This window comes from Chryseobacterium sp. L12, assembly GCF_056133985.1.
Window position 1 is genome coordinate 118,833 of sequence record NZ_JBVYOF010000018.1, and the last position, 11,632, is coordinate 130,464.

General features: G+C 36.3%; 8 protein-coding genes and 1 pseudogene. 6 read left to right on the plus strand and 3 right to left on the minus strand.

The features are described from left to right. Nucleotides 1–61: 61 nt before the first annotated feature. The 3 genes from AC0NBN_RS11715 to AC0NBN_RS11725 all read right to left on the minus strand — a co-directional run bounded on the left by AC0NBN_RS11715 (nt 62) and on the right by AC0NBN_RS11725 (nt 4,721). Nucleotides 62–3,277 carry a fibronectin type III domain-containing protein gene (locus AC0NBN_RS11715; protein WP_160812646.1) on the minus strand — a complete coding sequence of 1,072 codons (3,216 nt, stop codon included), beginning with the start codon at nt 3,275–3,277 and terminating at the stop codon, nt 62–64. A 233-nt stretch (nt 3,278–3,510) separates the two neighbouring features. Continuing rightward, the gene (locus tag AC0NBN_RS11720) at nt 3,511–4,191 is read right to left on the minus strand and encodes an RluA family pseudouridine synthase (protein WP_160812645.1); all 681 of its coding nucleotides are present in this window, start codon (nt 4,189–4,191) and stop codon (nt 3,511–3,513) included. 41 nt (nt 4,192–4,232) lie between these two features. Next, entirely contained in the window at nt 4,233–4,721 is a 489-nt protein-coding gene (locus AC0NBN_RS11725; RefSeq protein ID WP_160812644.1) for an SRPBCC family protein, read from the minus strand. 203 nt (nt 4,722–4,924) lie between these two features. On the opposite strand from AC0NBN_RS11725, the gene AC0NBN_RS11730 reads away from it, so the two are divergent. The 6 genes and pseudogenes from AC0NBN_RS11730 to AC0NBN_RS11755 all read left to right on the plus strand — a co-directional run. Continuing rightward, nucleotides 4,925–6,472, plus strand: coding sequence for a sensor histidine kinase (locus AC0NBN_RS11730; RefSeq protein WP_160812643.1), 1,548 nt, complete (start codon nt 4,925–4,927; stop codon nt 6,470–6,472). Between the two features lie 29 nt (nt 6,473–6,501). Further along, a complete protein-coding gene (locus AC0NBN_RS11735) occupies nt 6,502–7,188 on the plus strand; it encodes a response regulator transcription factor (RefSeq protein WP_089741596.1) in 687 nt (228 codons plus the stop codon). 79 nt (nt 7,189–7,267) lie between these two features. Beyond that, on the plus strand, nt 7,268–7,918 hold the full coding sequence (locus AC0NBN_RS11740) for a hypothetical protein (protein ID WP_160812642.1): 651 nt from the start codon (nt 7,268–7,270) through the stop codon (nt 7,916–7,918). 23 nt (nt 7,919–7,941) lie between these two features. Then, nucleotides 7,942–8,301 carry a hypothetical protein gene (locus AC0NBN_RS11745; protein ID WP_160812641.1) on the plus strand — a complete coding sequence of 120 codons (360 nt, stop codon included), beginning with the start codon at nt 7,942–7,944 and terminating at the stop codon, nt 8,299–8,301. Nucleotides 8,302–8,369: 68 nt separating this feature from the next. Beyond that, nucleotides 8,370–11,063, plus strand: a complete 2,694-nt coding sequence (locus AC0NBN_RS11750) for a TonB-dependent receptor domain-containing protein (RefSeq protein WP_474468433.1) — start codon at nt 8,370–8,372, stop codon at nt 11,061–11,063. Nucleotides 11,064–11,194: 131 nt separating this feature from the next. Continuing rightward, nucleotides 11,195–11,446 (plus strand): annotated as a pseudogene (locus tag AC0NBN_RS11755) (OsmC family peroxiredoxin); the annotation flags it as partial. Nucleotides 11,447–11,632: the final 186 nt, after the last annotated feature.

The following is an 11,632-nucleotide window of genomic DNA, read 5'->3' on the forward strand; positions in this document are numbered from 1 at the left end:
ATATTATAAATAAAAAAGACTTCATTTCTGAAGCCTTTTATAAAATATCAAATTTAAAACTCTATTTTTTAATTACTTTTATTGATTGTCGTGACCCGTCTTTCATTTCAAGAATTAGAATGTACATTCCTTGAGAAAGATCATTTAATCTTAAAACAGATTCTGCCTTTAGATTATTTCTTACCAGTTTACCAGATAAATCAATTATTTTAATTGAGTTTACCAATTCCGGCTTATCAATATTTATAATATCTGTGAAAGGATTAGGATAAATCTTAACAGTATTTTTCACTACGGTTTCAGAAGTAGATAATGTTTTAAGTTCATAAGAAACATTGTCAATTGATAAACTATTAGCAGGAGTTCCAGGATTCTTAATCGCCAATTGCGTAACTCCGGCAGGAAGAACAGGAATATCAAAAGAAAAAGGAAACGTAGTATTAACTGCACTAACACTGAATGTTGTTAATGCTACGAAAGCATTAGCTGTATCTAAATATCCAATTTCAAGAATACCTCCTGCAGTTACAGAAGCTTTTGCATCAAATTTTAGTCTATAATCGCCAGATTGCAGCGTACTCATTACCGGCAATGCAACAAAAGCAATACGAGCTCCCGAAGTCCATAAATACAAAGTATTGTTTCCACTAATTGTAGTACTGTTAGAGATATGACCTCCGTTAGCTGTTCCAAGGTTAGTCCAGCAATTTGGCAGTACTCCACCTGTATTACCATTAGTAACGCCCGGATAACCTTCAAAATCTTCAAAATAAGCACCTGTAATAGCTCCACAAAGTGTTGCAAAACTTACTTCAGCAGACCAGTTACTTTTATCTGATGAAGAACACACAGATCTTACCCAAACATAATAATTGGTTGACGGCTGTAATGGTGCTATATTAGCTGAAAGACTTGTAATTCCTGTTAAGCTAGGCACTGTAGAGGATGTAGGTGGCGTACTGGAACTTGAATAATAAATTTCATAACCATTAGCAGGCGCTGTAGCAGGCGCAACCCAGCTTACCAAGGCATCGTTTTGAGTAATACCAGACACCGTGACTGAAGAAGGGGCAAAACAGCTTGGCACAGCCTCCCAGTAAACATCATCCCAATAATAAGATTTGCCGTCTGGCGTATTCATTATTGCCAATCTTGCATTAGCCGGAATTGTTGATGGTATTATAACCGTATATTCTGACGTAGAATCGTAAGCCGTATTGGCAATCGTTAATGCCTGAATAAGAGTAAATGTACTCGCATTTGTAGGATCTGTAACATAACCTACATTCAATGTTCCTGTCGCGGAGCTTACTCTGGCTTTAAATCTCAACCAATGAGTTCCGGCATTCACATTACTGAATTCAGGCAAAACAACCGCTGTCGGGTTTTGAGCAGCAGTACTGTATTGGTAAATATTTCTGGTTCCCGATGCCGGAGTAGTAGAATTGATAGTTTGACTTCCACTAGTAGTAATAATTCTATCCCAACAATCAGGCACTATACTTCCTGTAGAATAAGAATCGAAATTCTCAAACATTGTAGCTACAGGAGCACACAAGGTTTTGAAGGACGGCACAGCACGCCAAATACTTCTGTCAGATGAAGAACACACAGATCTTACCCAAACATAATATAACGTATTAGGCACAAGGTTAGAAATAGTAGCCGTATTTATTCCAGCTGCTGTGACTCCAGATGGTGTAGTGGAAGCAGTAGGATCCGTATTTGATGTAGAATAATAGTATTCATATCCATTTACGGGCGAAGATGGAGATGCTTGCCACATAATACTTCCCGAATCGCTGCTTAAAGCCATTGAAGTAAGAGAAACAGGAGGAAGGCAAGAAGGCATAGCCTCCCAGTAAACATCATCCCAATAATAAGATTTGCCATCTGGCGTATTCATTATTGCCAATCTTGCGTTAGCCGGAATTGTTGATGATATTATAACCGTATATTCTGATGTAGAATCGTAAGCCGTATTGGCAATCGTTAATGCCTGAATAAGAGTAAATGTACTCGCATTTGTAGGGTCTGTAACATAACCTACATTCAATGTTCCTGTAGCAGAACTTACTCTAGCTTTAAATCTCAACCAATGAGTTCCGGCATTCACATTACTAAATGCAGGCAAAACAACTGCTGTCGGATTTTGAGAAGTTGTGCTGTTTTGATAAATATTTCTGGTTCCCGATGCCGGAGTAGTAGAACTAATAGTCTGACTTCCATTAGTGGTAATAATTCTATCCCAGCAAACAGGTACAATACTTCCTGTAGCGTAAGAATCAAAATTCTCAAACATCGTAGCCACAGGTACACATAAAGTATAAAAAGGTAAACTAGCTTTCCACACACTTTCTCCGTTTGTTCCTCCGCAATTTGCTCTCACGTAAAATATATATTCTGTTTGAGGATTTAAGGAAAGGTTAACTGTTGTAGCTGTTGTATTGGTCCATGTAGTAGGCAGACCTGCTGAAGATGGCAAAACCGCGTAATCCCAATTACTTTCAGAGCCACCCGCAACCCATGTACCAGTAGCACTATTAGTTGTTATGTTTGAAATTGTAGGAACACTTGTTGCAGGACAAGTCACTGTATAATCAAAGCCTATGACCGGCCTTCTGTAATTACTTGAAGACAAAGACGCTCCCAATGTTCCATTGGTAGTATTTATATATTTCGTTGTGTTATCATTACCTGTATCCACGCAACCAGTACTGTATTCATATTGCCAGGTTACACTGGTACTATTTCCGGTATTCACGTATTCCATTAGAAGCATAAGATTGCTGGTTCCAGAATACATAAAACTATTAGAAAACTGTAACGGTTTATATCCCGCAGCTCCAGCTGTTGCACTTGCAGGATTTGAATCATACAGTAAAGTTGCTCCGGCTATTGTAGAAGACCAGTCTATTGCACCTGTGCCAAAATCCAAATTTGATGTTTCTTTAAGGTAAATTTTCAAATTAGGTGTTCCGCCAAGATCTGTAGAAGTGTATTTCTTCAGATACAAAGCAGTAAGCTGCTGATTAGCTATCCCCGTAAGCTGACTTGCAGGGTAAATTACCGCAATTCTATTAGTAGCAGAAGCATTGGTAGAGCTGTTAAGTGCATAAGTGGTTGTTCCTAAACTGGCACATGTACCGGCAACCTGATACAATTGTGCAGAAAAAAACTGAACCGATACAATTAAGAAAAAAACAAACAAAATGAAAGAGCTATGAATACTCTTTATTTTTTTCCGATAAGTAAAGAAATTGTAATAATGTTTCATAAATATGGATTAAATTTTGATAAATGTATGAATTTATTATTTAACACACAATATTAAAATTAACAATATCACAATTTAACCAATTAAAAAATGAGACATTAATAAAATTAATCACAATTAATACCAACTATTTGCAATATATAAAATTTTAACATTTACTATCTCTCTTCCAAAACTTTTAATCAAAAGTGTCGGTTTCGTATTATTTATTGATTTAAATAGAAGACTGATTACTACTCTTCACAAGCTCTCCAAACCGCATCATTATGAGGTACCGGAGCTGTGATTTCAATTTTTTCTTTAGTAACTGGGTGTATGAATTCAAGTTTTCTGGCATGCAGATTAATTCCGCCATCTGGATTGGATCGTGGCGAACCATATTTCAAGTCTCCTTTAATGGGAACTCCTGTTTTTGATAACTGAGCGCGAATCTGATGATGCCTTCCTGTTTCAAGATCAATTTCCAAAAGAAGATAATTATCTAAATTTTTGATCACGTTGTAAGTTAGAATAGCTTCTTTTGCGCCATCAGTTGCTTTTGGGAAAACTATGGCTTTATTATTTTTTTCATTTTTCTTCAGATAATGCACCAGTTTTTGCGTTCTTGGAATCATCTCTTTTGCCACAACTGCCCAATATATTTTTTTGATTTCACGATTTTTAACCATTTGAGTGAGGCGTGACAGAGCTTTGGATGTTTTAGCATAAATGACCAAACCAGAAGTGGGTCTGTCGATACGATGAACCAGACCAAGAAACACATTTCCTGGCTTATTATCTCTTTTTTTGATGAAATTTTTGATGGCTTCCAATAAAGATTCATCGCCTGTTTTGTCACCCTGTACAAGCTGCCCTACTTTTTTATTGATTACCAAAAGGTGGTTGTCTTCGTATACAATCTGCTCTCCAATCATTTTTAATGAAGAAAATTTTGCTTCTTCCAGTGCAAAGATAATTACTTCTGAAGAACTTCTTCCAATTGTAAAAGTCCCATTTTGAAACCTTCTTCAAAGCCCATATCCAAAACTGATCTCATTTCTTCCTCCGAATCAAAATGAATATTGATGGTAACCTTAGTTCCTTCTTCAACACCGGTAAAACCAAACAACCATTTTGCTTTAGGAAGTTCTTCATTGATGACACCGTTTTCATCGCAAAAAGCATCAGTCCAGTCAAAGCTTCTATTGGGTTTGATCTCTCCATACTGAGCTTTAGCAAAATGTTTTTCCCCATTAGGACCGAGCATTATGTATAACCATGTTCCGTTTTCAGAAAATTCCTGTTTTACGGTTTCGCATTTCCAGGGTTTTGGCGCCCACCACAAAGCAAGTAAATCTGATTGGGTGAAGTGACTCCAGATGGTGGTGACATTCTGCTGATAAACTTTCATCACATAAACGCTTGAAGAATCAAAATCTGGAGTAAAAGTAATTCCTGAATTCATATTGATTTATTTTAAAAATTAAATTTTTGAGATCTTTAAGATAAGTAATTCACAATATACGTTAAGGTTAACGAATAATATTTATAATTAAATGTTAAAAACCATATTTTTAAGAAAAATAATACAATAATTTGGCTTATATTTTGTTTACTAAATCTTAAAATGCTTAATTTTAACATTTATAATTTTAATTAAAATATGCAATGAATAACAAATTCATTCCTATAATCTCTGTTTTTATGACAATTTCATTAATTGTCTTTGTCACTCTGCAGTTTTATTGGCTTAAAGGTTACTATGTAGCTTTAGAGCAGGAATTTTCCAACAAAGTGTATTCCGCATTAGAAAATACAGCAGATAATGTTGCAAAAATAGAAGCTGATAAATTGTTGAATGAATATTATGCAAACTTTGGTAATACGATCAAAGCCAATTCAGATAAACCTTCGCTTACTACCATTCAGCAGACTCAGGATTCGGGTACACAAAAATCAATCATTTATTACAGAAACATCATCGAAACCAAACAGCTCCCTCTTTCTTCTTTGGGAGACTCTATACGTCTTACCACAATGTATTCGGATGACGCCGCTTACAAAGTAAAAAAAGACACAACCAAAAGAGAGATTCTTACTTCGGAAATCAACAGTGATATTGAAAGTGGCGACTACGAGCTTAAAGAATTCGTAAGAGTAGCCGGCACCAATCGTCCCATCAGCAAAAGGGTAGATTTGAAAACTCTAGATTCTGTCATCACCAAAGAACTTCGAATGAAAGGGATTAACTCGGATTTCGGATATGGAGTGTCTGACCGAAACAATAAACTAACGAATATTGCCAATAAAATATTTAAAGAAAAAAAGGACAGCAACTCGTATTCCTATCCACTTTTTACCGATACAAAAGACAGAACACTTTATACATTGGCTTTGGTCTTTCCTAAAAAAGAGTACTCTCTTGCAATGAATAACTGGCCAATGCTTTTGGGAACTTTTTTATCGCTTCTTACCATTTTGGGAATTTATATCATTTCCATCAATTACATGATGAGACAGAAAAAACTGGCAGAGGTAAAAACAGATTTTATCAACAATATGTCTCACGAGTTCAAAACTCCTCTGGCAACAATTTCTGTAGCTACAGACTCTCTTGCTAATGATAAAATCGCAACCAACCCTGAAAAGGTAAAGTACTATTCAAACCTCATCAAACAGGAAAACCTAAGAATGAAAAAACAGGTTGAAAATGTTCTTAACATGTCTAAGCTTGAACGAAATGAGGTGAAATTATTTTTAAAAGAAACAAACGTACGGGAATTAATAAAGAAAACAACAGAATCTTTCGGACTGATTGTCGCGCAACGGAATGGAATTCTTACCCAGAATTTCCATGCTGAAAAATATCAGTTTAAAATAGATGAATTTCATATCTCCAATATGCTGGTCAATCTTCTGGATAATGCCAACAAATATTCACCCAACACACCGGAAATAAAAATAGAAACGAGAAACGAAGGCAACTTCTACGTTCTTGAAGTTTCAGATAAAGGAATGGGAATGGAAACCCAAAATAAAACCAAGATTTTTGAAAAATTTTTCCGTGAAGAAACAGGAAACATCCACAATGTAAAAGGTCAGGGATTAGGTTTATCTTATGTGAAAAAAATCGTAGAACTTCATAAAGGTCAGATTATTGTAGAATCTCAGAAAGATAAAGGAAGCAAGTTTATCATAAAACTTCCAATGGCTTAAAATCAAATAATAAATTAAAAAATATAAATATGAGCAACAGAATATTATTAGTAGAAGACGATCAGAGTTTCGGTGCAGTACTGAAAGATTATCTCACGATCAATAACTTTGAAGTTACCCTTGCCGTAGACGGAGAACAGGGTTTGAAAGAATTTACTGAAAATGAGTTCGACATCTGCATTTTCGATGTAATGATGCCTAAAAAAGATGGATTTTCTTTAGCAGAAGACGTAAAAAAAATTGATAAAAATACACCCATCATTTTCCTTACTGCAAGAAATATGAGGGAAGATATACTGAAAGGTTATCAGCTCGGAGCAGATGATTACATCACAAAACCGTTTGATACTGAGTTGCTTTTGTATAAAATAAAGGCAATCCTTCAAAGAAGTTCTACTCTTGAAAATGAAGAGCAGGAGCAGTTTAAAATCAGCAATATTTTCTTTGATTCTATGCTGAGGCAGCTAAGAGTAGGTGATAAAGAATACAAACTTTCTCCGAAAGAAAATGAGCTTTTAAAATTGCTTTGTCTCCACAGAAATGACTTTATGCCAAGAGATCTCGCATTGAGAAAAATCTGGAAAAAAGAAAATTATTTTACCGCAAGAAGCATGGATGTTTACATTGCCAAACTGCGTAAGCTTCTGAAAGATGATGAAGGGTTGGAAATCATCAACGTTCACGGAGAAGGTTTTAGACTTTTGGTGAAAAATTAAAGTAAAAACTATATAAATTCTAAATTAGCAAAACAATTCAAAATGTTTTGCTAATTTTGTTTTTATGAAGAGATTTGATATGAGAAATTTACTTTTAGGAATTTTGGCAGCTTCGTTTGTTGCTGTTTCATGTAAAAAAGACGAAAAGCCAACTTATATAAAAGAAGACGGAGTTGCACAACAGCCTAATGTAGCGTTCAGCAAGCCTCAGACAACGTTGATGGATCAGGCAGGTATAAAATCTAATACTCAAGCCGGATCAACCATGGTTACAGCTCCCGGAATGAATCCTCCACACGGAGAACCTGGTCACCGATGTGACATTCCTGTAGGACAGCCACTCAATGGAAGCGCAGCTCAGCCTGCAAATTCTTCAGCACAAAATATTAATGTTTCCCCTAATGGCTCGGTACAAATAGATCCCAATGCCGTAAGTCCGGGGAAAATTGCCATAGACAATAATGGAAAACAGGTAAAAACAGCGCCGGGAATGAATCCGCCTCACGGACAACCGGGACACCGATGTGATATTCCTGTCGGTCAGCCTTTAAACAGCAAGCCTGCTGCTCAGCCTGCACCAAGCAACACGCCTGTACAAAATGCTCCGCAAGTAGTTCCCGTTCCTGCTCCGCAACCTGCTGTTGCCAATACAGGACCAAAACCAAAACTCAATCCTGCGCACGGTGAGCCTTGGCATGACTGTGCTAAAAAAGTTGGTGAAGCACTTTAAACAATTTTTCTTAAATTTGCACTGTGAAACCCATCCGTTTTTTATTCATTATCTTATGTTTAGGAATTTTTCTGATTCCTAAAGATAATTTCTACGCGCAGGTTTCGCAGGAAAATTGCTGTAAAACAGAATCGAAGGCAAAATCATGCTGCGATACAGAAGGTGACCATTCTAAGGAATCAAAAAAAGAACATCAATCCTGCAATGATGACTGCTGTTCTTTTTGTATGACCTGTCATACATTTCTGGAAAATAATTTCACCAAAGACAACTTCGGAGAATTTACTTCTTTTCCTACCATTACCAAAATACAGGTTCAGTATATTGACCCTTTTATTTCAGACAGTTTAAAAGAAATCTGGCAGCCGCCTAAATTAGCTTAAATACAATTCACAGGTTTATTACGCATGTAATGAACAGCTATTTTATTTAATCTAATTTTAGAAAACTTATGAAATCATATATTACCCGGACATTTCTGGGAACATTCCTGTTATTCTTATCCATATCTATTTCTGCACAAAATCTTACCAAACATCAGTTTATGGTGAAAGGAAACTGTGGAATGTGTAAAGAAAGAATTGAAAGTACTGCAAAAAAAGCCGGCGCCAAATCGGCTGTATACTCAATAGATTCGCAAACGTTGAGTTTTGAAACCAAAGAAAATATTTCAGCAGACCAGATTCTGTCAAAAGTAGCAGAAGCCGGTCACGACAACGAAAAATATAAGGCTGATGATAACGTTTACAAAAATCTTCCTGCATGTTGTCATTATGAGAGATCTTCACAATCTTCCGTTTCGGAAATGCCGCATTCTGACCACAAAAAAAGTGAGAACGAATTTTTCGTAAAAGGGAACTGCGGTTCTTGTAAAGCAAGAATTGAAAAAGCCGCTCAGGATGCCGGAGCCGATTCAGCCGAATGGAATGCTGAAAAGCAAAGCATTGCCTTACATTTTGATTCATCAAAAACCTCAGCAGACAAAATTTTAAAGAAAATTGCCGAGGTGGGACATGACAACGAGATGTACAAAACGACAGATGAAGTCTATAAAAAACTTCCCGGCTGCTGTCTTTATGACCGCGATATTGCTTTTGGGGAGACCAATCCTAAAGTTCATTTTGAAGAAGAATCCCAAAAACAAAATCACATCAATCATAATAATTCAGAAGATCACACCGCACATTCCGGTTTAGAAAAAAGCATTGAGCAAGTGAATATTACAGGCTCAAAAGCAGCCACTTCAATTAATAAAAAGGACGCCGGACTGGTTTTTAATATTGATAAAAAAGAACTGCTGAAAGCAGCCTGCTGCAATTTGTCTGAAAGCTTTGAAACCAACGCAACGGTTGATGTATCTTTCAGCAATGCAGTAACCGGAACGAAACAGCTCAAAATGCTGGGTTTAGATCAGAAATACACAAGCCTGACTAAAGAGCTGCTTCCAGAAATCAGAGGACTGGCTTCTGCTTACGGACTGAATTTTATTCCCGGAAGGTGGATTGAAAGTATTCAGCTTACCAAAGGCGGAAGCACCGTTACCAATGGCTATGAAAGTATTACAGGTCAGATCAATACTGAACTAATCAAGCATTCTGAAAAATCGGAAACTTCGCTCAACCTTTTTGCGGATTTCAACGGAAGAGCAGAAGCCAACATTACCCATGTGGAACCCATTAACGATCACTGGACTCAGACTTTCCTTCTTCATGGAAACGGAACTTTCGGAGATACCGATATGAATAACGACAGTTTTCTGGACAGACCCAAAGGAACTCAGATCAATGCTGCTTATTTATTAAATTTCAATGATTTAGAACACTCAGGTTTTGGCTCACATTTCGGAATCAACTTTATTAAGGATGAAAGAACTGCGGGACAAATCGGCTTTGACAAAAAAATACCGCAAAGTCAACAAAATCTTTATGGTGTTGGAATAGACATTTCCAGATTTCAGGTCTGGAACAAAACCGGCTATGTTTTTAAAGGGAAACCTTATCAGAGTTTAGGCTGGATGAATCAATACACTTATCATCAGCAGGACAGCTTTTTCGGATTGAGAAATTATTCGGGAAATCAGCATACGTATTATTCTAACTTAATTTTTGAAAGCATTATCGGCAACACCAATCATAAATATAAAGCAGGAGCAAGTTTCCTGTATGACGGATATGACGAAACTTATCTGATGAATCGCTTTAAAAGAACAGAAACTGTTCCCGGAATTTTTGCTGAATATACTTTAACCGGTTTAAAATATACATTGGTTGCCGGAGCCAGAGCAGATTTCCATAATTTAGCAGGAACTCAGTTTACACCGAGATTAAATTTCAAATATGATTTTACTCCACAGACTATTGTAAGACTTTCCGCCGGCAGAGGTTTCCGGACAGCCAATATATTTGCAGAAAACCAACAGTATTTCGCCTCAAACAGAAACATTCAGATCCTGCAGAACAATGGAAGTATATATGGCTTAAAACCCGAAATTGCATGGAACTACGGGGCAAGCTTACAACAGGAGTTTAAAATTTTCGGAAGGAAATCTACAGTCGTTGCAGATTTTTTCAGAACAGATTTTCAGGATCAGGTAGTGGTAGATCTGGATCGTTCGCCTCAGCAGCTGACATTCTATAATCTGGACGGAAAATCTTTCGCTAACTCATTTCAGACACAGTGGGATTTCACTCCGCTGAAGAATTTTGATGTAAGATTAGCATATAAATATTATGATGTTCAGGCAGATTATATGGAGGGAAGAAGACAAGTTCCGTTTATGGCGAAACATCGTGGGTTTGTAAATTTAGCGTATTCAACCAATAAAAATACTAAAGAAGGTTTCTGGAGTTTTGATACAACATTAAATCTGGTTGGAAAACAGCGATTACCTATCACCTCAACCAATCCTGCTGAATTTCAAATTCCTGCTTATTCAGAATCTTACGCTGTACTCAATGCACAGATTTCGAGAAATTTCAACAAAAAAATCAGAGCTTATCTGGGAGGAGAAAATTTAACATCTTATTCACAGAAAAATGCGATTGTTGATTTCAGAAATCCTTTTGGGAATTATTTTGATGGCGGAATGGTATATGCTCCGATTATGAAAGCTAATTTTTATGTCGGCTTTGATGTAACATTTTAAGGTTGAGACTAGGATTTAAGTTTAAAATTCTGTATAAATTTCAAATTAAAAAGGCATGGTTTCAATAATTTAATAATAATGAAATCATGCTTTTTCGTATCTTAGTTTAATTTTAAACCTAAATATTATATATGAAACGCAATGCAACAGCCGTTTGGAACGGTACCGTAAAAGAAGGAAAAGGCCATTTAACTACTCAAAGCACAACTTTGAATCAGACGCAGTACTCATTCAGCAGCAGATTTGAGGAAGGTGTAGGAACCAATCCTGAAGAGCTTCTTGCAGCAGCCCACGCCGGATGTTTTACCATGAAACTAAGTGCAGAACTTTCTCAGGCAGGTTTTACTCCGGAAGAACTAACGACAAAATCCGTTATTACTTTAACGTGAGTTCGGGATAAGTATAAATAAATTTATGATACAAAAAAGCAGAAAAATTAGTATATTTAAGGTATTGAAATTCAAATATTTAACTAAAATTTCTGCTCTGATTTCTGATGATATAATTACAATTATTTATTACATTGTTGATGAGTTTTTTATTGTATTTATTAGTGTTCTTCTAGTTTA

Coding starts and splice junctions, on each gene's coding strand:
- AC0NBN_RS11735 (WP_089741596.1), top strand. CDS start 6,502: ATGAGCAACAGAATATTATTAGTAGAAGACGATCAGAGTTTCGGTGCA.
- AC0NBN_RS11750 (WP_474468433.1), top strand. CDS start 8,370: ATGAAATCATATATTACCCGGACATTTCTGGGAACATTCCTGTTATTC.
- AC0NBN_RS11715 (WP_160812646.1), bottom strand. CDS start 3,277: ATGAAACATTATTACAATTTCTTTACTTATCGGAAAAAAATAAAGAGT.
- AC0NBN_RS11740 (WP_160812642.1), top strand. CDS start 7,268: ATGAGAAATTTACTTTTAGGAATTTTGGCAGCTTCGTTTGTTGCTGTT.
- AC0NBN_RS11720 (WP_160812645.1), bottom strand. CDS start 4,191: ATGATTGGAGAGCAGATTGTATACGAAGACAACCACCTTTTGGTAATC.
- AC0NBN_RS11725 (WP_160812644.1), bottom strand. CDS start 4,721: ATGAATTCAGGAATTACTTTTACTCCAGATTTTGATTCTTCAAGCGTT.
- AC0NBN_RS11730 (WP_160812643.1), top strand. CDS start 4,925: ATGAATAACAAATTCATTCCTATAATCTCTGTTTTTATGACAATTTCA.